At 61.9% G+C, this 20,302-nt stretch carries 15 protein-coding genes; 7 read left to right on the forward strand and 8 right to left on the reverse strand.

The features are described from left to right. Positions 1–112 precede the first annotated feature (112 nt). The 3 genes from BLT00_RS27400 to BLT00_RS27410 form a co-directional block, all read right to left on the reverse strand. Positions 113–1,357 carry a lipoprotein-releasing ABC transporter permease subunit gene (locus BLT00_RS27400; RefSeq protein WP_092148360.1) on the reverse strand — a complete coding sequence of 415 codons (1,245 nt, stop codon included), beginning with the start codon at positions 1,355–1,357 and terminating at the stop codon, positions 113–115. 63 nt (positions 1,358–1,420) lie between these two features. Next, positions 1,421–2,104, reverse strand: coding sequence for a lipoprotein-releasing ABC transporter ATP-binding protein LolD (gene lolD, locus BLT00_RS27405; RefSeq protein WP_162843734.1), 684 nt, complete (start codon positions 2,102–2,104; stop codon positions 1,421–1,423). A 7-nt stretch (positions 2,105–2,111) separates the two neighbouring features. Continuing rightward, positions 2,112–3,362 carry a lipoprotein-releasing ABC transporter permease subunit gene (locus BLT00_RS27410; RefSeq protein WP_003199675.1) on the reverse strand — a complete coding sequence of 417 codons (1,251 nt, stop codon included), beginning with the start codon at positions 3,360–3,362 and terminating at the stop codon, positions 2,112–2,114. 94 nt (positions 3,363–3,456) lie between these two features. Between BLT00_RS27410 and BLT00_RS27415 the strand changes: the two genes are divergently transcribed. Together BLT00_RS27415 and BLT00_RS27420 are read left to right on the forward strand one after the other, a co-directional pair. Then, positions 3,457–4,053, forward strand: a complete 597-nt coding sequence (locus BLT00_RS27415; protein WP_092148363.1) for a PilZ domain-containing protein — start codon at positions 3,457–3,459, stop codon at positions 4,051–4,053. Continuing rightward, positions 4,050–4,772, forward strand: a complete 723-nt coding sequence (locus tag BLT00_RS27420) for a glycerophosphodiester phosphodiesterase (RefSeq protein ID WP_003199672.1) — start codon at positions 4,050–4,052, stop codon at positions 4,770–4,772. Before BLT00_RS27415 ends, BLT00_RS27420 begins: the two co-directional genes overlap by 4 nt. Positions 4,773–4,814: 42 nt before the next feature. On the opposite strand, the gene sthA is transcribed toward BLT00_RS27420, so the two are convergent. After that, positions 4,815–6,209 (reverse strand): Si-specific NAD(P)(+) transhydrogenase, encoded by a 1,395-nt coding sequence (gene sthA / locus BLT00_RS27425; RefSeq protein WP_003183399.1) that lies wholly within the window; start codon positions 6,207–6,209, stop codon positions 4,815–4,817. Positions 6,210–6,555: 346 nt separating this feature from the next. Then, positions 6,556–7,605, reverse strand: a complete 1,050-nt coding sequence (locus tag BLT00_RS27430; protein ID WP_371856974.1) for an FAD:protein FMN transferase — start codon at positions 7,603–7,605, stop codon at positions 6,556–6,558. 70 nt (positions 7,606–7,675) lie between these two features. Here BLT00_RS27430 and BLT00_RS27435 point away from each other — a divergent pair, with 70 nt between their 5' ends. Next, the gene (locus BLT00_RS27435; RefSeq protein WP_092148369.1) at positions 7,676–8,974 is read left to right on the forward strand and encodes an MFS transporter; all 1,299 of its coding nucleotides are present in this window, start codon (positions 7,676–7,678) and stop codon (positions 8,972–8,974) included. Between the two features lie 99 nt (positions 8,975–9,073). Here the strand turns inward: BLT00_RS27435 and BLT00_RS27440 are convergent, their stop codons facing one another. Next, the gene (locus tag BLT00_RS27440; RefSeq protein WP_063322177.1) at positions 9,074–10,537 is read right to left on the reverse strand and encodes a glyceraldehyde-3-phosphate dehydrogenase; all 1,464 of its coding nucleotides are present in this window, start codon (positions 10,535–10,537) and stop codon (positions 9,074–9,076) included. A 168-nt stretch (positions 10,538–10,705) separates the two neighbouring features. Here BLT00_RS27440 and mfd point away from each other — a divergent pair, with 168 nt between their 5' ends. Genes mfd through BLT00_RS27455 form a run of 3 tightly spaced genes read left to right on the forward strand, consistent with a single transcriptional unit; the run spans position 10,706 to position 17,437 of the window. Next, entirely contained in the window at positions 10,706–14,155 is a 3,450-nt protein-coding gene (gene mfd / locus BLT00_RS27445) for a transcription-repair coupling factor (RefSeq protein ID WP_092148372.1), read from the forward strand. Between the two features lie 10 nt (positions 14,156–14,165). Beyond that, the gene (locus tag BLT00_RS27450) at positions 14,166–14,732 is read left to right on the forward strand and encodes a CsiV family protein (protein WP_092148375.1); all 567 of its coding nucleotides are present in this window, start codon (positions 14,166–14,168) and stop codon (positions 14,730–14,732) included. A gap of 11 nt (positions 14,733–14,743) precedes the next feature. Next, on the forward strand, positions 14,744–17,437 hold the full coding sequence (locus BLT00_RS27455; protein ID WP_092148378.1) for a DEAD/DEAH box helicase: 2,694 nt from the start codon (positions 14,744–14,746) through the stop codon (positions 17,435–17,437). Between the two features lie 115 nt (positions 17,438–17,552). Here the strand turns inward: BLT00_RS27455 and nagZ are convergent, their stop codons facing one another. Together nagZ and BLT00_RS27465 are read right to left on the reverse strand one after the other, a co-directional pair. Continuing rightward, positions 17,553–18,551, reverse strand: a complete 999-nt coding sequence (gene nagZ, locus BLT00_RS27460; protein ID WP_175456247.1) for a beta-N-acetylhexosaminidase — start codon at positions 18,549–18,551, stop codon at positions 17,553–17,555. A 183-nt stretch (positions 18,552–18,734) separates the two neighbouring features. After that, a complete protein-coding gene (locus tag BLT00_RS27465) occupies positions 18,735–19,442 on the reverse strand; it encodes a TetR/AcrR family transcriptional regulator (RefSeq protein ID WP_063322182.1) in 708 nt (235 codons plus the stop codon). A 241-nt stretch (positions 19,443–19,683) separates the two neighbouring features. Between BLT00_RS27465 and lexA the strand changes: the two genes are divergently transcribed. Beyond that, positions 19,684–20,292, forward strand: coding sequence for a transcriptional repressor LexA (gene lexA, locus BLT00_RS27470; RefSeq protein WP_003199651.1), 609 nt, complete (start codon positions 19,684–19,686; stop codon positions 20,290–20,292). The last annotated feature ends 10 nt before the right edge of the window (positions 20,293–20,302 follow it).

Here is a 20,302-nt window from a genome sequence, read left to right on the forward strand (position 1 = left end):
CGGCCCTAAAACCCGGCGACACGGTAGATCAGGTTGATTGAGTGAGCTTGAGAGGGGCTGCTGCGCAGCCCAGCGGGAGCAAGCTCCCTCGCCACGGGGGCTTCACGGGGTATCAGGAATACCGCAACGCCTGCGCCGGTTCGATCTTCGCCGCACGCCACGCCGGGTACACGGTGGCGAGGAAGCTCAGGATGAACCCGGCCGAGCAGATCAGCACCACGTCCCCACGCTGCAGCTCCGACGGCAGGTTGCTGACGAAGTACACGTCGGAACTGAAGATGTGCTGGCCGCTGACCCTTTCCAGCCAGCCCACCAGCGCACTGACGTTCAACGCCGCGATCACCCCCAGCACGCCGCCAATCAGCGTACCGACAACGCCGATCACCGTGCCCTGGACCATGAAGATCGCCATGATCTGCCGCGGCGTGGCGCCGATGGTGCGCAGGATCGCGATGTCCGCGCCTTTGTCGTTCACCACCATGATCAGGGTGGCGATGATGTTGAACGCCGCCACCGCAACGATCATCAGCAGCAGCAAGCCGATCATGGTTTTTTCCATTTTCATGGCACTGAACAGGCTGCCCTGGGTGTGTGTCCAGTCGTCAGCCTTGTAGGCCGCGCCAAGGTTGGTGGCGATGTCACCGGAGACCGTCGGCGCCGCGTACAAATCCTTCACCGCCAGGCGCACGCTTTGTACCTGGTTCGGCTGCCAATGCTGCATCTGTGCGGCATCGGCCAGGTGGATCAGCGCCATGGAGCCGTCCAGCTCGGCGCCCACCTTGAACACACCCACCACATTCAGCCGCTGCATCCGTGGGGTGATGCCGCCGGGGGCCGTGCTGACTTCCGGCACGATCAGGGTGATTTTGTCGCCGACGTTCAGACGAAAACGCCGGGCGGTGATTTCGCCGATCACGACACCAAACTCGCCCGGCTTCAAGGCATCCAGACGCCCCTGGACGATATGCTGGGCGACAATGGACACCTTGCCTTCCTGGGCCGGATCGACGCCACTGATCTGGATCGGCTGCATCGAGCCCTTATGGCTGAGCATGCCCTCCATTTCGGTGAATGGCACCGCAGCGGTGACTTCAGGATTTTTCAGCGCCGCGGCGGCCACCGGTTGCCAGTCGTCGATCGGATTGACGCCGACGATCGTGGCGTGGGGCACCATGCCGAGGATGCGCGAGCTCATTTCGCGCTGGAAGCCGTTCATCACCGACAACACCACGATCATCGCCAGCACACCCAGGGCGAGGCCGATCATCGAGGTCATGGATATGAACGAAACAAAGCGATTGCGGCGCTTGGCGCGGGTATAGCGCGTGCCGATGAAGATCGATAACGGTCTGAACATTCGCGGGGCACCGTATGAAAATAAAAGACCCGGCGCTTGCAGCAAGTACCGGGTTTCGGTCGGTCAGATGGGCGTCAGGCAACCTTCCTGCAAGTGCAGGACGCGGTCCATCTGCCGGGCCAGGTTCATGTCGTGGGTCACCACCAGGAACGCGGTACGCATCGACGTGCTGAGCTCCAGCATCAAATCCTGGATGCCTTGGGCGGTGTGGGAGTCGAGGTTGCCGGTCGGCTCGTCGAGCATCACCAGCCCAGGCTTGTTGACCAAGGCCCGGGCAATCGCCACGCGCTGGCGTTCACCACCGGACAATTCGGCCGGCTTGTGCTCCAGGCGATGCCCCAGCCCTACCCGCTCCAGCAACGCCGTGGCGCGCTGACGGGCCTCAGGAATCGCCGTGCGGCCAATCAACAGCGGCATGCAGACGTTTTCCAGCGCGGTGAACTCGGGCAGCAAATGGTGGAACTGGTAGACGAAGCCCAGGGAACGGTTGCGCAGCAGGCCACGGGCTTTCTCGTTCAGCGCCGAAAGCTCTTCGCCAGCCAGCCAGACACTGCCGGCGGTTGGCGTATCCAGGCCGCCCAGCAGGTTGAGCAAGGTACTCTTGCCCGACCCGGAGGTGCCGACAATCGCCACGCGCTCGCCAGGATGCAGCTCCAGTTGCAGGCCCGACAACACCACCACCGACTCCGGGCCCTCCTCGTAGGATTTGCCCAGGTTGCGGCAACTCAAGATTGCTTTTTCACTCATGCCCGACTCACTCATAACGTAACGCCTCCGCAGGCTGGGTGCGCGCGGCACGCCAGGCAGGATACAGGGTGGCGAGGAAACTCAGGACCAACGCGGCGCCGCAGACCATCAACACGTCATCGGCCTGCAATTGCGATGGCAGGTAGTCGATGAAGTACACGTCGGCGTTGAGAAACTTGTGCCCGATCAGGCCTTCGAGGGCGGCGATCGCGGCGCTGACGTTCAGCGCGGCGAACATCCCGACCAGGGCGCCGACGAACGTACCGATCACGCCAATGACCGTGCCCTGGACCATGAAGATCCGCATGATCTGCCCCGGCGTGGCGCCGAGGGTACGCAGGATCGCGATATCGCCCTTCTTGTCGTTCACCACCATCACCAGCGTGGAGATGATGTTGAACGCCGCCACGGCAACGATCAGCAACAGCAGCAGGCCGATCATGGCTTTTTCCATGCGGATTGCCTGGTACAGGTTGCCGTGGGTTCGGGTCCAGTCCCGGGCGTAGTAACGATCTTCGCCGAGTTGCTGGGCGATGGTCCACGCCACACGCGGTGCCTGGAACAGATCATCGAACTTCAACCGCAGGCCCTGGACCTGATCCGGCTTCCAGCGATGCAGGCGCGCCAGGTCCTGGAGATTGGTGACGCCCAGGTAACCATCGAGCTCGCCAGCGCCGACATGGAAAATGCCGACCACGGTAAAGCGTTTCATGCGCGGGAACATGCCGCCCGGGGTCACGGTGACTTCCGGGGCGACGAAGGTCAGCTTGTCGCCAATGGCAACGCCGAGCTTGGCCGCGGCCTTGTCGCCGATGACGATGCCGAAACTGCCTGGCGCCAGGTCATCGAGTTTTCCCTGCTGCATGAAGTTGTCGATGATCGACACCTGCCGCTCGAGCCCGGGGTCGATGCCATTGAGCAACACTTTGGACACCTTGCCGTCGTTGGTCAGCAGCCCTTGCATCTGGGTGAACGGCGCCACGGCCAGCACCTGCGGGTTCTGCTTGACCTTGGCGGCCAGGCTCGGCCAATCGCTGATGGCTTCGCCGGACTCGAGGGTCGCGTGGGGCACCATGCCCAGCACGCGGGTGCGCATCTCATGGTCGAAGCCGTTCATCACCGAGAGCACGACGATCATCACGACCACGCCAAGGGCCAGCCCGATGATGGACGTCAGGGAAATGAACGATACGAAATGATTGCGACGCTTTGCACGGGTATAACGCGTGCCGATAAATACGAAGAGAGGTCTGAACATGTCGGGGCTTGTTCGGAGGGAAAAGGAACGTCCTTGTGGCGGGGGTCACAAACCAGCTTTACACTCAGACCACCGCCGCTACCATGGGTTCGCCATGTCGACATTAGATGAAGAAGATCGCCGCGAATACTACCGTATCGAGGACACGATCGCACTGGAAATTCGGCCCCTGTCCATTCCTGAAGCTGCTGGCCAGGAAGTGTTGCAGGATGCTTCTCCATTGTTCAATCTGCTCAGTGAATTGCACCTGAGCGAATTCGAGTCACAGCACCTGCTGCGCCAGATCAGCGAGCGCGAACGCAGCATCGCGGCATACCTCAAGGCAATGAACAAACGCATCGACCTGCTCAGCCAGGTCATCGCCCTGACGGTGCTCGGCGAAATCGGCGAACCGCAACCGGTGATCATTTCCGAAGGCGGCGTCGACTTCCAACACCCCACGCCGATCGCGGCCGGCACCCACTTGTCGATCAAGCTGGTGCTGATGCCGCAAGCCCTCGGTCTGTTGCTGCGGGCGCGGGTCACCCACTGCGACCCCAAGGGCGATGGCTTCGACGTGGGCACCGAGTTCGAACGCCCGACCGACGCCCAGCGCCAGTTGCTGGCCCGCTACATCCTGCAGAAACAGGCGCAAGAGCGGCGCCTGGCCCGGGAACAGAACGACTCAGGTATCAATAAGGAAGAACCGTGACCCTCATTTATGGCCACCGCGGCGCCAAGGGCGAAGCGCCGGAAAACACCCTGACCGGTTTTCAGGAGTGCCTCAAGCACGGCGTACGCCGTTGCGAGCTGGACCTGCACCTTTCGATGGACGGCGAGTTGATGGTGATCCACGACCCGACCCTCAAGCGCACCACCGATCGCCGGGGCAAGGTGGTCGAGCATACCGCCGCCGAGCTGGTGACCTACGATGCGCGCAAGGGTGGCCCGGGCTGGATCAAGCCGTGCCCGATCCCACGCCTGGAGGAGCTGTTCGAGAAGTGTGATTTCGAGCACTGGCAATTGGAGGTCAAAAGCGCCTCGCGCACCCGCGCCGCCGCGACGGTGCTGGGCATTCGCGAAATGGCCCAGCGTTTCGGGCTGCTGGACAAAATCACCATCACGTCCAGTTCCCGGGAAGTGCTCAAGGCAGCCCTGGACCTGACCCCGGACATCTCCCGCGGACTGGTGGCCGAATACGCCTGGCTCGACCCGCTGAAGGTCGCCCAGAGTTACGGCTGCGAGATTCTGGCGCTGAACTGGACCCTGTGCACGCCGGAACGCCTGATCAAGGCGCAACGCCAGGGGCTGCATGTGTCGGTGTGGACCGTCAACGAGCCCGCGCTGATGCGCAGGCTCGCCGATTTTGGCGCTGACAGCCTGATTACAGACTTTCCCGGTTTGGCCACTGCCACCCTCGAGAATTGCTGAAATCGGTCTCCCCGGCCGGCTCAGGCCACCGGCCGGAGCCGCTCAAAAAAGCCGGTTGAGCCCGTCATAGGCAGCTACCCGATAGGCTTCGGCCATGGTCGGGTAGTTGAACGTGGTGTTGACGAAGTACTTCAACGTGTTCAATTCGCCCGGCTGGTTCATGATCGCCTGGCCGATGTGCACGATCTCCGACGCCTGGTAGCCGAAGCAGTGCACACCCAGTACTTCCAGGGTCTCGCGGTGGAACAGGATCTTCAGCATGCCTTGCGGCTCGCCGGCGATCTGCGCCCGCGCCATGCTCTTGAAGAAGGCCTTGCCCACTTCATACGGCACCTTGGCCTGGGTCAGCTCCTGCTCGTTCTTGCCGATCGAGCTGATTTCCGGAATGGTGTAAATCCCGGTTGGTACGTCGTTGACGAAGCGCCAGCTGCCGTTGTCGACAATACTGCCGGCGGCCGAACGGCCCTGGTCGTGGGCGGCACTGGCCAGGCTCGGCCAGCCAATCACGTCACCGGCACCGTAGATGTTCGGTACACAGGTACGGTAGTTTTCGTCGACTTCGATCTGGCCGCGGCTGTTGACCTTCACACCAATGTTTTCCAGGCCCAGGGTGTCGGTGTTACCGGTACGACCGTTACACCAGAGCAAGGCGTCGGCCTTGATCTTCTTGCCAGACTTGAGGTGCAGGATCACGCCATTGTCGACGCCTTCCACGCGGTCGTAGTCTTCGTTGTGGCGCACGGTGATGTTGTTGTTGCTGAAGTGATAGCTCAGGGCCTGGGAGATTTCCGAGTCCAGGAAGCTCAGCAACTGGCCGCGGTTATCCACCAGTTCCACCAGCACACCCAGGCCGCTGAAGATCGAGGCGTATTCGCAACCGATCACGCCAGCGCCGTAGACGATGAGCTTACGCGGGGTGTGACCCAGGCTCAGGATGGTGTCACTATCGTAGATACGCGCGTGGTTGAAATCGATGTCGGCCGGGCGATACGGGCGCGAGCCGGTGGCGATGATGATGTGCTTGGCCACCAGTTTCTCGACCACGCCGTTGCCGCAGACCACTTCGACGGTCTGCTCATCAGCAAAGCTGCCGGTGCCAAAGAACACGTCAACGCGATTGCGGGCGTAGTAGCCAGTGCGCGAGGCCACCTGCTTGGAGATCACCTTCTCGGCGCTCTTGAGCACGTCCGGGAAGGAGAACCAACGCGGTTCGCCGATGGCACGGAACATCGGGTTGGTGTTGAACTGCATGATCTGCCGGACCGAGTGACGCAAGGCCTTGGACGGGATGGTACCCAAGTGGGTGCAGTTGCCGCCGACCTGCCGACGACTGTCGACCATCGCCACCTTGCGCCCTGCCTTGGCCGCGTTCATTGCCGCGCCTTCCCCCGCCGGGCCGGAACCCAGTACCACCACGTCGTAGTTGTAGACAGCCATGCGTACTCCTCAGAACAGGCCGCGGCACCACACTTGGCGCCGACGGCTAAATCATGCCGGCCCGCGGCATGAAGGAACAATTTGGGGCCGGTTCACGAGCCCGGCCACAGTCTATAGAAGCGTCAACGCCGCGCACATTACCCCTTGGTCGCGTCGTAGGCTAGTTTTGCCTGCGCTATTTCGCCACACCTACGCTTTCAAAACGCTGTCGGAGCTTGCCCAAATCACTGTGGCGAGGGAGCTTGCTCCCGCTGGGCTGCGCAGCAGACCCATTTTTGTGAGCGCTTCGCACTCAAGCGGGAGCAAGCTCCCTCGCCACAGGTCGCCTGCATCCTGAAGGCTGTCATCATTGGGTTTTTCCACCACTGATCCGTTCAAACACATCGTTGGTACGGGAGACAAAACGATTGCCATCGCGCAGTACAAAAAATACCCCGATGCCGTGCTTTTCGGCATAGTCCCAACCCCGTTCAGGACCGAGAATCAGCAACAGCGTCGATAGTCCATCGGCCATCAACGCTGAAGGATGAATCACCGTGACGGACGCCAGGTCATGTAGGACCGGCGCACCGGTGCGGGCATCAAAAGTGTGGGAATAACGCCTGCCGCCCTGCTCGAAATACTTACGGTAGTCGCCCGAGGTGGAAACCCCGTAGCCGTTGACCTCGATGACACGCTCCGCCACTTGCCGGTCGTCCCGGGGCTCTTCCAGGGCGATACGCCAGGCCGAACCATCGGGTTTGCGCCCGACGGCCTTGAGTTCGCCGGTGGCTTCGGCCAGGTAACTGTCGATGCCCAGGGCCTGGAGCCTGGCGGCGATGCGGTCGACAGCATAACCCGCGGCGATACTGTTGAAGTCGACTTCCACTGCCGCGTCTTTGCACAACCGGTCGCCCTCGATGCGCAAATGACCATGACCGACGCGCTGGCGCACCAAGGCCAAGGCTTCGGCGGTCGGTACTTTTTCTTCGCGAGACTGAGGACCGAAGCCCCACAGGTTCAGCAGCGGTTCCACAGTCAGGTCGAAGGAGCCGTCGCTTTGAACCGACAACTGCTCACCTACGCCGACCAACTCCAGGAGCGGGCCAGGCATGACCTGACAGCTATTGGCCGGCAGCGCGTTGAAACGCTCGATGTCCGAGTCGCTGCGATAGGTTGAGAGTTGCCGATCCACTTCGGCAAGGATGTTTTCCACCTCGGCCTGCACCGTTTTCGCAGTGGGCCCGGCAGAATGTCTGACGTACTGAATCGAATAATGACTGCCCATGGTCGGGCCATCGAAGCGCTCCAGGGTGTCGCCGTTGCCGCAACCCGACAACACGCCGGCCAGCACCACAAGGCCAATCCATCGTCCAGTTAACAAATCTTCATCTCCCCTCAAAACCGCGACCGCCATTATGAACTCCAGCGCTCCCACAGGGGACGCAGTGCCTCCATACAAGATTTGCCAGAGTGAGTACCTACACATGTCTTCCCAAACGAGCAACGGCAAGGCGATTTTTCGCGTTGTCAGCGGCAACTTCCTGGAGATGTTCGACTTCATGGTCTATGGCTTCTACGCCACGGCCATCGCCAAGACGTTCTTCCCCGCCGACAGTGCATTCGCCTCGCTGATGCTGTCCCTGGCCACGTTTGGTGCCGGGTTCCTGATGCGCCCCCTCGGAGCGGTTTTTCTCGGCGCCTACATCGACCGCCACGGCCGTCGCAAAGGCTTGATCATCACCCTGGCGATGATGGCCGCCGGCACGGTGCTTATCGCCTGTGTGCCGGGTTACGCCACCCTCGGCGTGGCGGCACCGCTGCTGGTGCTGCTGGGGCGATTGCTGCAGGGCTTTTCCGCCGGTGTTGAGCTGGGCGGTGTATCGGTGTACCTGGCAGAAATTTCCACGCCGGGGCGCAAAGGGTTCTTTGTCAGTTGGCAGTCCGCCAGCCAACAGGCTGCCGTGGTGTTTGCCGGCCTGCTGGGGGTCGGCCTCAATCACTGGCTGAGTCCCCAGGAGATGGGCGAATGGGGCTGGCGCGTGCCGTTCCTGGTGGGCTGCATGATCGTGCCGGCGATATTCGTGATCCGTCGCTCATTGGAAGAAACACCTGAGTTCCAAGCGAGAAAACATCGCCCCAGCCTGTCGGAAATTGTCCGCTCCATCGGTCAGAACTTCGGCATTGTCTTGGCCGGCATGGCGCTGGTGGTAATGACCACCGTATCGTTCTACCTGATCACCGCCTACACACCGACCTTCGGCAAGGCCGAGTTGAACCTGTCGGATCTGGATGCGCTACTGGTCACGGTCTGCATCGGCTTGTCGAATTTCTTCTGGCTGCCCGTGATGGGGGCGCTTTCCGACAAGGTCGGACGTAAACCCCTGCTGCTCGGTGCGACTATCCTGGCGATCCTGACGGCGTACCCGGCGCTGTCCTGGTTGGTAGCGAATCCAAGCTTCAGCCATTTGCTGATCGTGGAATTGTGGTTGTCATTCCTGTATGGATCGTACAACGGCGCCATGGTCGTCGCCTTGACGGAAATCATGCCGCTCGAAGTGCGTACCACCGGCTTCTCCCTGGCCTACAGCCTGGCGACGGCAACCTTTGGCGGCTTTACCCCGGCGGCCTGTACCTACCTGATCCATGTGCTCGACAACAAGGCTGCCCCGGGGATATGGCTCAGCGGGGCGGCGGTGCTGGGCTTGATTGCGACCCTGGTGTTGTTCAAGGGCAACCGTCATGAGTTGCGGACTGCGCAAGCTTCGGTGGTGGGCGGCGCCTGATAGATTGCCTGCTCGCGAAGAGGCCGAGCCACTCAACACAAAACCTCCAGATACAAAAACGCCCCGACAAGTCGGGGCGTTTTCATGTGCGGCTAAGGCTTAGCGCGGGAACGCTGGCGGGTTTACACCAGCCATGTCTTCCATCACGCGAACCACCTGGCAGCTGTAACCGAACTCGTTGTCGTACCAAACGTACAACACAACACGGTTGTCCTGAACGATGGTCGCTTCAGCGTCGACCACACCGGCATGGCGCGAACCAACGAAGTCGGTGGACACCACTTCCTGGGAATTGACGAAGTCGATTTGCTTGTGCAGGTCGGAGTGCAGCGCCATGTAGCGCAGGTACTCGTTCATCTCTTCACGGGTGGCGGCTTTCTCAAGGTTCAGGTTGAGGATGGCCATCGACACGTTCGGCGTCGGCACACGGATCGCGTTGCCGGTCAGCTTGCCAGCCAGCTCAGGCAGGGCCTTGGCAGCGGCGGTGGCGGCACCGGTCTCGGTGAGGACCATGTTCAGCGCGGCGCTGCGGCCACGGCGGTCGCCCTTGTGGAAGTTGTCGATCAGGTTCTGGTCGTTGGTGTACGAGTGAACCGTTTCAACGTGACCGTTGACGATGCCGAACTTGTCGTTCACCGCCTTGAGCACCGGCACGATGGCGTTGGTGGTGCAGGAAGCCGCGGAAACGATCTTGTCGTCAGCGGTGATGTCGCCGTGGTTGATGCCGTGAACGATGTTCTTCAGCTTGCCCTTGCCAGGCGCGGTCAGCACGACGCGGTCGATGCCCGGGCAGGCCAGGTGCTGGCCCAGGCCCTCGGCATCACGCCATACGCCGGTGTTGTCCACCAGCAGTGCGTCCTTGATGCCGTACTGGGTGTAGTCGACCTCGGTCGGGTTCTTCGCGTAGATCACCTGGATCAGGTTGCCGTTGGCGAGAATGGTGTTGTTTTCTTCATCGATGATGATGGTGCCGTTGAACGAACCATGGACCGAATCACGACGCAGCAGGCTGGCGCGCTTGGTCAGGTCGTTCTCGGCGCCTTTGCGCACCACGATGGCCCGCAGGCGCAGGCCGTCGCCGCCACCGGTTTTTTCGATCAGGATGCGCGCCAGCAGACGGCCGATACGACCGAAGCCGTACAGGACCACGTCAGTGCCTTTGCGAGGCGAAGCGTTCTGCTGGCCAACCACATCGGCCATCTCTTCACGAACGAACTGCTCGGCGCTACGGCCATTGCCTTCGCTGCGGAATTTGAACGCCAACTTGCCCAGATCCACCGAAGCCGCGCCGAGCTTGAGCTCGCTCATGGCTTTGAGCAGGGGGAATGTTTCGTGGACGGAGAGTTCGCTGTCGTCGGAAGAACGGTGGCGAGCAAAGCGGTGGGCTTTGAGGATCGCGATGACAGACTGGTTGATCAGGCTGCGGCCATAGATCGAGCTCACCACGTTGTTATTGCGGTAGAGCTGACCGATGAGAGGGATCATCGCTTCTGCGAGAGCTTCACGATCAATCCATTCACCAAGACACTGGTCGGGCTTCTGAGTCACGGTAACCTTCCACATGTAGGGGCTGAAAAAAGGGGCTACATTATGCCGCCGAGTCCTCGGCGGAGCAATGCGCGCCTGTCGCACCGTGGTTTTCCTGTCTGCCTGGGTAGTCTGCGACTGACAGCAGCCCCCTTCCCCCGCTACAATTGTCGACTTTGTCGCAACGCTGGAGCTCAACCTTCCGTGCCCGTTCTGCGTCTTCCGCTTCTCCCTGCCGCGGCAGGTAAACAGCACTGGGGCAACCTGCCCGGTGCCGCCCTGAGCCTGGCCATCGCCGAGGCTGCCAGCGCTGCAAAGCGCTTCACCCTGCTGCTGACCGCCGACAGCCAAAGCGCCGAGCGGCTGGAACAGGAGCTGAGTTTCTTCGCTCCGGATTTGCCGGTCTTGCATTTCCCGGACTGGGAAACCCTGCCCTACGATCTGTTTTCACCGCACCAGGACATCATTTCCCAGCGAATCGCCAGCCTTTATCGGCTGCCGGAACTCAGTCATGGCGTTTTGGTAGTGCCGATCACTACGGCCCTACATCGTCTGGCACCGACCCAATTCCTGCTTGGCAGCAGCCTGGTGCTGGACATCGGCCAGAAGCTCGATGTCGAGCAAATGCGCACCCGCCTTGAGGCCAGTGGCTATCGCTGCGTCGACACGGTGTACGAGCACGGCGAGTTCGCGGTACGCGGCGCCTTGATCGACCTGTTCCCGATGGGCAGCAAACTGCCTTATCGAATCGACCTGTTCGACGACGAAATCGAGACCCTGCGCACCTTCGACCCGGAAAACCAGCGGTCCATCGATAAAGTGCAGTCGATCCGCCTGTTGCCGGCCAAGGAGTTCCCGCTGCAAAAAGACGCCGTGACCCGCTTCAAGGCACGCTTTCGCGAACGTTTCGACGTGGATTTCCGCCGCTGCCCGATCTTCCAGGACCTGAGCAGCGGGATCACCCCCGCCGGCATCGAGTACTATCTGCCGCTGTTTTTCGAAGAAACCTCCACCCTGTTCGACTACCTGCCCCAGGACACCCAGGTGTTTTCCCTGCCCGGCATCGAACAGGCGGCGGAAAATTTCTGGAACGATGTGCGCAATCGCTACGAAGAGCGTCGCGTCGATCCTTCCCGTCCTTTATTACCACCCGCCGAGCTGTTCCTGCCGGTGGAAGACTGCTTTGCCCGCCTCAAGAGTTGGCCGCGGGTAGTGGCGAGCCAGCAGGACGTGGAAACCGGCGTCGGCCGTGAGCGCTTCCCGGCCAGGGCATTGCCGGACCTGGCGATCGAAGCCAAGGCCACGCAGCCCTTGGCGGCACTGGCTGGCTTTCTCGATGCGTTCCCCGGTCGCGTGCTGTTCACCGCCGAGTCCGCCGGCCGCCGTGAAGTGTTGTTGGAGCTGCTCGAACGCCTGAAGCTGCGACCAAAGACCGTCGACAGCTGGCCGGACTTCGTCGCAGGCAAGGATCGCCTGGCGATCACCATCGCACCGCTTAACGATGGCCTGGTCCTGGATGACCCGGCCCTTGCCCTGGTGGCGGAAAGCCCGCTGTTCGGGCAGCGCGTCATGCAGCGCCGTCGGCGCGAGAAACGTGCCGACGCCGCCAACGACGCGGTCATCAAGAACCTCACCGAGCTGCGCGAAGGCGCGCCCGTGGTGCACATCGACCACGGCGTAGGTCGCTACCTGGGCCTGGCGACCCTGGAAATCGACAATCAGGCCGCCGAATTCCTGACCCTGGAATACGCCGAGGGCGCCAAACTCTATGTGCCGGTGGCGAACCTGCACCTGATCGCCCGCTACACCGGCAGCGACGACGCGCTGGCCCCGCTGCATCGCCTGGGCTCGGAAACCTGGCAGAAAGCCAAGCGCAAGGCCGCCGAACAAGTGCGCGACGTGGCCGCCGAACTGCTGGACATCTATGCCCGTCGCGCCGCACGCGAGGGCTATGCCTTCGCCGACCCGAAGGCCGATTACGAAACCTTCAGCGCCGGTTTCCCGTTCGAAGAAACCGTCGACCAGCAGACCACCATCGAAGCCGTGCGCGCCGACATGCTCGCGCCCAAACCGATGGACCGGCTGGTGTGCGGCGACGTGGGCTTCGGCAAGACCGAAGTGGCGATGCGCGCCGCGTTCATTGCCGTGCACGGTGGCAAGCAGGTGGCGATCCTGGTGCCGACCACCCTGCTCGCCCAGCAGCACTACAACAGTTTCCGCGACCGCTTTGCCGACTGGCCGGTGACCGTGGAAGTGATGAGCCGTTTCAAATCCACCAAGGAAGTGAACGCCGCCGTGGCCGATCTGGCCGAGGGCAAGATCGACATCGTCATCGGTACGCACAAGCTGCTGCAGGACGACGTGAAGTTCAAGAGCCTGGGGCTGGTGATCATCGACGAAGAGCACCGCTTTGGCGTGCGCCAGAAAGAACAGCTCAAGGCCCTGCGCAGCGAAGTCGACATCCTGACCCTGACCGCCACGCCGATCCCGCGCACGCTGAACATGGCGGTATCGGGCATGCGCGACCTGTCGATCATCGCCACGCCACCGGCCCGGCGCCTGTCGGTGCGCACCTTTGTCATGGAGCAGAACAAAAGCACGGTCAAGGAAGCCCTGCTGCGTGAGTTGCTGCGTGGCGGCCAGGTCTATTACCTGCACAACGACGTGAAGACCATCGAGAAGTGCGCCGCCGACCTGGCCGAACTGGTGCCGGAAGCGCGGATCGGCATCGGTCACGGGCAAATGCGCGAGCGTGAACTCGAACAGGTGATGAGCGACTTCTACCACAAGCGCTTCAACGTACTGATCGCCTCGACCATCATCGAGACCGGCATCGACGTGCCGAGCGCCAACACCATCATCATCGAGCGCGCCGACAAATTCGGCCTGGCCCAGTTGCATCAGTTGCGCGGCCGGGTCGGTCGTAGCCACCACCAGGCCTATGCCTACCTATTGACGCCACCGCGCCAGCAGATCACTCCGGATGCGGAAAAGCGCCTGGAGGCCATCGCCAATACCCAGGACCTGGGCGCCGGCTTCGTGCTGGCCACCAATGACCTGGAAATCCGTGGCGCCGGCGAATTGCTGGGCGACGGCCAGAGCGGCCAGATCCAGGCCGTCGGCTTCACCCTGTACATGGAAATGCTCGAACGCGCGGTCAAGTCGATCCGCAAGGGCGAGCAGCCGAACCTCGACCAGCCCCTGGGCGGCGGGCCGGAAATCAACCTGCGGGTGCCGGCGCTGATCCCGGAAGACTACCTGCCGGACGTCCACGCGCGGCTGATCCTCTACAAACGCATCGCCTCGGCCAGTGACGAGGAAGGTCTCAAGGACCTGCAGGTGGAGATGATCGACCGCTTCGGCCTGCTGCCGGAACCGACCAAGAACCTGGTGCGCACCACACAGCTCAAGCTCAAGGCCGAGCAACTGGGCATCAAGAAAGTCGATGGCGGCCCCAATGGCGGCCGGATCGAGTTCGAAGCCCAGACCCCGGTCGACCCGCTGGTGCTGATCAAGTTGATCCAAGGCCAGCCCAAACGCTACAAGTTCGAAGGTGCCACGATGTTCAAATTCATGGTGCCCATGGAACGCGCGGAAGAGCGTTTCAATACCGTAGAGGCGCTGTTCGAGCGCCTCACTCCGACCACTGCTTGAAGGACGCCACATGCGCCTGTTCCGCTCACTGACCTTGTTGATGACCCTGGTCGCCCCCCTGGCGTTTGCCGACGACCTGTATCAGGTTGAAATGATTCTGGTGCGCCAGAATGCCGAGCCGGCGATTGTCAGCCGCGCCGCACCGGAAGACTGGGACGCCGGCGCGCAACGCCTGGGCGCGGACAGCCAGCGCACGCCGGCCCTGGGCAACATCGTCGAGAAACTCACCGCCAGCGGCCAATACACAGTATTGATGCACAAGGCCTGGCAGCAGACGCTCGGTGAACAGGGGCGCAAAGTTGCCATCAGCGACGGCGCCGAACAGTTCGGGCAATTCCCCATCGAGGGCACCCTGGAACTGAAGCTGGGCCGTTTCACCGACGTGGATGCCGATTTCTGGATCAACCAGATCAACGCCAATGGCCTGGTCACCTCCAGCGAGCGCCTCAAGCAGCAGAGCCATACCAAGAATGGCCAACTGAACTTCCTCGACAACGGGCATCTTGGCCTGCTGATCAAGATCACCTCGTTGACCGCGCCCGCGCCACGGCAGGCACCTGAAGTCATTCCGGACTGAGTGGCGCGCCTATGCCCTCGCCCCTGAGCAAACCCCTGGCACCTTCCTGGGTCAATCGATTCAAGGAACAGAGCCTGGAGCGCGGGCGCCGTTATGCGCTGGAAAACCGCGTCAGGATTGTCGAAGCCGGCGACAGCACCATCTCCGCCAGTTGCGAAGGCTCTGGCGGTAACGTCTACCGTCAGACCATTCGCCTTAAAGAGTCAGCCAAGGGCGCGCTGATTCTGCTCGAAGCCGCGTGCTCCTGCCCGGTGCGTATCAACTGCAAGCACTGCGCGGCCGTGCTGCTGCAAGTCCAGGAAACCCTGGCCTACCCGGCCGCCGAAAAAGACGCGCAATTGCTGGAGAAACTCCAGGCCGTGCTGGACAACCGCAGCCCCAAGGCCCCGCCACAAGTACTGGTGGACAACGTGCAACCAGTGCCGCGCCTGTGGCTGGCCAGTATCGAGTTCAGCGCCTTCGAGCCGCGCAACGGCAAGATGCAGCGCTACATTCAACACCGCGCCGCACTGTCGTTCAGTTACCTGGACGAATACGTCAGTGGCCAGCGCAACACCGACGTGCTGATTCGCCAGGAAACCCAGACACTGCGGATAAAACGCCACACCGATGTGGAACAGTCCTACCGCGAACAGCTGCGAATCCTCGGCTTCAAGGTCGCGACCCGACAAAGCAAGGCCCTGCCGGAAAGCGCCGGCGAATTGTACGAAATGGTCAACGACAGTGCCTGGCTGACCTTCACCCTCAATGACCTGCCGAAACTGCGCAGCCAAGGCTGGGAATTGCAGATCGACGAGGACTTCGGCTTCGACCTGACGGCAGTGGACGAGTGGTACGCCACCGTCGAGGAAACGCCGGAGCGGGACTGGTTCGACCTGGAACTGGGGATCATCGTCAATGGCGAGCGCCTGAGCCTGCTGCCGATCCTGCTGAACCTGATGCGTTCGCACATCGAATTGTTCAACCCGGAACGCCTGGCCCGGCGTCGGGACGACGAACTCATCCTGGTCAACCTGCCCAACCGCCCGAACTCGGAGTTCGGCCCGCAGCAGGTGGCCCTGCCTTATGGCCGGCTGAAGCCAGTGCTGGCGACCCTGGGCGAGTTTTACCTGCAAGAGCCCGGCACCACCAAACTGCGCCTCAACAGCGCGGATGCCCTGCGCCTGAACCCGCTGCAAGACATGCCCTTGACCTGGGAAGGTGGCGAACACATTCGCGGCCTGGCGCAACGCCTGCGGGACATCAAGGATTACACCGCCATCGCGCCCGAGGGCCTGAACGCGACGCTGCGACCTTATCAACTCGAAGGCTTGAGCTGGATGCAATCGCTCAGGCAGCTGGAAGTCGGCGGCATTCTTGCGGACGACATGGGCCTGGGCAAAACCCTACAGACCCTGGCGCACATTCTCAGCGAAAAAAACGCCGGGCGCCTGGACCGGCCGTGCATGGTCGTCATGCCGACCAGCCTGATCCCCAACTGGCTCGACGAGGCGGCTCACTTCACGCCGCAGCTCAAGGTATTGGCGCTTTACGGCGCCGGGCGCAAGAAATATTTCGACCGACTGGCCGATTACGACCTGGTCCTCACCACCTATGCCCTGCTGCCCAAGGATGTCGAGCGCCTGGCCGCGCAGCCGTTGCACGTGCTGATCCTCGATGAAGCCCAGTACATCAAGAACCCCACCAGCAAAGCTGCCCAGGCCGCCCGCGAGCTCAACGCCCGCCAGCGGCTGTGCCTGTCCGGCACGCCGTTGGAAAATCACCTGGGCGAATTGTGGTCGCTGTTTCACTTCCTGCTGCCGGGGTGGCTTGGGGACGTCAAGAGTTTCAACCGCGATTACCGTGTACCGATCGAAAAGCGCGGCAGCGATGTACGACTGCAGCACCTCAACGGTCGGATAAAACCTTTCCTGCTGCGCAGGACCAAGGAGCAAGTGGCGACGGAGTTGCCGCCCAAGACCGAGATCATCCATTGGGTCGAACTCAGCGACGCCCAGCGCGACGTCTACGAGACCATGCGCCTGGCGATGGACAAGAAGGTCCGCGACGAGATCACGCGCAAAGGCGTGGCCCGCAGCCAGATCATCATTCTCGAGGCGCTGCTCAAGCTGCGCCAGGTGTGTTGCGACCTGCGCCTGATCAACGACGCCACCCTGCCCGCCCGAGGCAGCACCTCGGGCAAGCTCGACAGCCTGATGGAAATGCTCGAAGAACTGTTCGAAGAAGGTCGCCGGGTGCTGTTGTTTTCCCAATTCACGTCCATGCTGGCGCTGATTGAAGAGGAGCTGAAGAAACGCGGCGTCGATTACGCCCTCCTGACCGGCCAGACCCGCGACCGGCGCACGCCCGTCAAGGAATTCCAGAGCGGCAAGCGTCAGATCTTCCTGATCAGCCTGAAGGCTGGTGGTGTAGGCCTGAACCTGACCGAGGCCGACACAGTGATTCACTACGATCCATGGTGGAACCCGGCCACCGAAAACCAGGCGACCGACCGCGCCTACCGCATCGGCCAGGAAAAACCGGTATTCGTCTACAAGCTGATTGCCCGAGGCACGGTGGAAGAAAAGATCCAGCTACTGCAAAAGGAAAAATCCGACCTCGCGGCCGGCGTGCTGGACGGACGCGTGGCCGGAGACTGGAAACTGCAGAGCGACGATATCGAAGCATTGTTCGCGCCGCTGCCGGACAAACTGGAAAAGCGCTGACCCCCTCAATTCCTGTGGGAGCCGAGCTTGCTCGCGATGGCGGTGGTTCAGCTGGCGCAAATGTCGACTGTGCTGCCGTCATCGCGAGCGAACTCGGCTCCCACATTGCTCAGCGCTAATCAATCAGCTGGGCAGCCCTAAGCGCGCCGAGCGCCGCCAACCAGCGAGGGTTCTGGCGATATTCCGTTGAAGCATAGGCCTTGCCACGCATGCGGGCGATCCGTGCCGAAGGCTTGACCTTCAGGCGCTGGGCGGCGCTCAAGGCGAGCTCGGCAGCCGCGCGATCGTTGCACACCAGCCCCATGTCACAACCGGCCGTCAAGGCAGCCTCGATACGACTGGCGGCATCACCGACCACATGAGCACCGGCCATTGACAGGTCATCACTGAAGATCACGCCCTCGAATTGCAACTCGCCACGCAGGATGTCCTGCAACCAGCGGCGAGAGAACCCAGCCGGATTGGCGTCAACCTGCGGGTAGATGACATGGGCCGGCATCACGGCGGCCAGTTGCCTGGTCAGCCTGGCAAACGGCACCAGGTCATTGGCGCGAATCTGCTCCAGGCTACGCTCATCGGTCGGAATCGCCACATGGGAATCGGCCTCGGCCCAGCCATGCCCCGGGAAGTGCTTGCCAGTGGCAGCCATCCCGGCGGCGCTCATGCCCCGGATGAAGGCACCGGCCAATAACGCCGCGCGCTCGGGGTCGCCTTCGAAGGAACGACTGCCGACGACGGCGCTGCGCTGGTAATCGAGGTCAAGCACCGGGGCAAAGCTCAAGTCGAGACCGACCGCCAGCACTTCAGTGGCCATGATCCAGCCGCACTGTTCGGCCAGGTATTCGGCGTTCGGGTTGTCGGCTATCGCCCGCATCGCCGGCAAGCGCACGAACCCCTGGCGCAGGCGCTGGACGCGGCCGCCTTCCTGATCCACCGCCAACAGGAGGTCGGGACGGATGGCACGGATCGACGCGCTCAATTCCCGCACCTGACGTGGGTGTTCGATGTTGCGGGCAAAAATGATCAGGCCGCCCACTTCGGGCTGACGCAACAGGTGGCGATCTTCGGCCGTCAGCCAGGTACCGGCGACGTCCACCATCAACGAGCCTTGCAGGCCGGCAGTCATAGAATTTCCTTGATAAAGATGAACCCGCGTGGCGACACACCCACGACAGCGTTGCCAGGAGCCAGGCCCGGCAGGTCGCGGTGACGCAATGGAGGATAAGACGGATTAGAAACGAAAGTCGGCATGGGCGGCTAGCTTAGCGGATGTAGGCCGCTGCGCACACCCATGCCCTCACGCCTTGGCGAGCGCCGGGGCGGATTTGCTGCGCGGTCGCAATTGCGCGGCCGCCATGGCTTCATCGGTCACACCGGTTTCGGCGCGCATGCCGGCAGCCAGGAACGGCACCATCAACCGCATCACCTGCTCTATAGAGGTGTTCACGCCGAAATCGGTTTCCGCGATAGCCCGCAGCGCCTTGATACCGGACATGCTGAACGCCGCGGCGCCAAGCATGAAGTGCACACGCCAGAACAGCTCGATCGGCGGGATACGCGGCGCCGCCTCGTTGACCAGCAACATGTAGCGGCGGAACACCTTGCCGTACATGTCTTCAAGATAACGCCGCAAATGCCCCTGGCTCTGGCTGAAGGCAAGGCCCAGCAGGCGCATGAAAATGGACAGATCGTTACCGCTGCGCGGCTGCACGACAAGGGCTTGCTCGACCAGGATTTCCAACAGCTCTTCCAGGGTCGGCTTTACGTCGGGCTTGGCCTGGCGGCGCTCCAGCTCGCGATCGAGGCTCAGGCAGAAAGGCCCGAGGAACCGCGAGAACACGGCCTGGATCAGGGCTTTTTTCGAGCCGAAGTGATAGTTCACCGCCGCCAGGTTCACCCCGGCCTTGCTGGTGATCAGACGCAACGAGGTTTCAGCGAAACCTTTTTCCGCGAACAACTGCTCGGCAGCATCGAGAATGCGTTCAACGGTTTCCGACTGGGCCATAGTTACTCCGCCTGACAAACACTTGTTTGAAACATACGTTTCAGCCCTGGGGTTGTCAAGCCTGCCGGGGCGTTTTGCGAACGCCCGGTCACGTATTTAACCACACCTTTTCACGGGTGGTAGTCATGTCGCAGTCAACAGCCCGACCGACCGTCCAGCGCCTCGTGAAAAAAGGAGGATTGCCAAGCGCTGCCCACTGTATATAATCCCAGTCACTGTATAAAAAGACAGAGCGATCAATATGCTAAAGCTGACGCCACGCCAAGCAGAGATTCTGGCCTTCATCAAACGCTGCCTCGAAGACAACGGCTACCCGCCAACCCGCGCGGAAATCGCCCAGGAACTGGGTTTCAAGTCGCCCAACGCGGCTGAAGAACACCTCAAGGCGCTGGCGCGCAAGGGTGCTATCGAAATGACCCCGGGCGCATCCCGTGGCATTCGCATCCCCGGCTTCGAAGCCAAGGCCGACGAAACCACCCTGCCGATCATCGGCCGGGTAGCGGCAGGCGCACCGATCCTGGCCCAGCAGCATGTCGAGGAGTCCTGCAACATCAATCCTTCGTTCTTCCATCCTCGTGCCGACTACCTGCTTCGTGTACACGGCATGAGCATGAAGGACATCGGCATCTTCGACGGTGACCTCCTGGCCGTCCACACCACCCGTGAAGCCCGCAATGGCCAGATCGTGGTGGCGCGAATCGGCGACGAAGTGACCGTCAAGCGCTTCAAGCGCGACGGCAGCAAGGTCTGGCTCATTGCCGAGAACCCGGAGTTCGCCCCCATCGAAGTGAACCTGAAAGATCAGGACCTGGTCATCGAAGGCTTGAGCGTCGGCGTCATTCGCCGCTAAAGGAGGCTTT

This window comes from Pseudomonas sp. NFACC51 (assembly GCF_900103575.1).
Classification (GTDB): Bacteria; Pseudomonadota; Gammaproteobacteria; order Pseudomonadales; family Pseudomonadaceae; genus Aquipseudomonas; species Aquipseudomonas fluorescens_Q.

What these genes read in the sequence shown, in the direction of transcription:
- BLT00_RS27410 (WP_003199675.1), bottom strand. Translation starts at nt 3,362, where the DNA reads ATGTTCAGACCTCTCTTCGTATTTATCGGCACGCGTTATACCCGTGCA.
- BLT00_RS27415 (WP_092148363.1), top strand. Translation starts at nt 3,457, where the DNA reads ATGTCGACATTAGATGAAGAAGATCGCCGCGAATACTACCGTATCGAG.
- BLT00_RS27440 (WP_063322177.1), bottom strand. Translation starts at nt 10,537, where the DNA reads ATGTGGAAGGTTACCGTGACTCAGAAGCCCGACCAGTGTCTTGGTGAA.
- lolD (WP_162843734.1), bottom strand. Translation starts at nt 2,104, where the DNA reads ATGAGTGAAAAAGCAATCTTGAGTTGCCGCAACCTGGGCAAATCCTAC.
- BLT00_RS27465 (WP_063322182.1), bottom strand. Translation starts at nt 19,442, where the DNA reads ATGGCCCAGTCGGAAACCGTTGAACGCATTCTCGATGCTGCCGAGCAG.
- BLT00_RS27450 (WP_092148375.1), top strand. Translation starts at nt 14,166, where the DNA reads ATGCGCCTGTTCCGCTCACTGACCTTGTTGATGACCCTGGTCGCCCCC.
- sthA (WP_003183399.1), bottom strand. Translation starts at nt 6,209, where the DNA reads ATGGCTGTCTACAACTACGACGTGGTGGTACTGGGTTCCGGCCCGGCG.
- BLT00_RS27430 (WP_371856974.1), bottom strand. Translation starts at nt 7,605, where the DNA reads ATGGCGGTCGCGGTTTTGAGGGGAGATGAAGATTTGTTAACTGGACGA.
- BLT00_RS27400 (WP_092148360.1), bottom strand. Translation starts at nt 1,357, where the DNA reads ATGTTCAGACCGTTATCGATCTTCATCGGCACGCGCTATACCCGCGCC.
- lexA (WP_003199651.1), top strand. Translation starts at nt 19,684, where the DNA reads ATGCTAAAGCTGACGCCACGCCAAGCAGAGATTCTGGCCTTCATCAAA.
- BLT00_RS27455 (WP_092148378.1), top strand. Translation starts at nt 14,744, where the DNA reads ATGCCCTCGCCCCTGAGCAAACCCCTGGCACCTTCCTGGGTCAATCGA.
- BLT00_RS27435 (WP_092148369.1), top strand. Translation starts at nt 7,676, where the DNA reads ATGTCTTCCCAAACGAGCAACGGCAAGGCGATTTTTCGCGTTGTCAGC.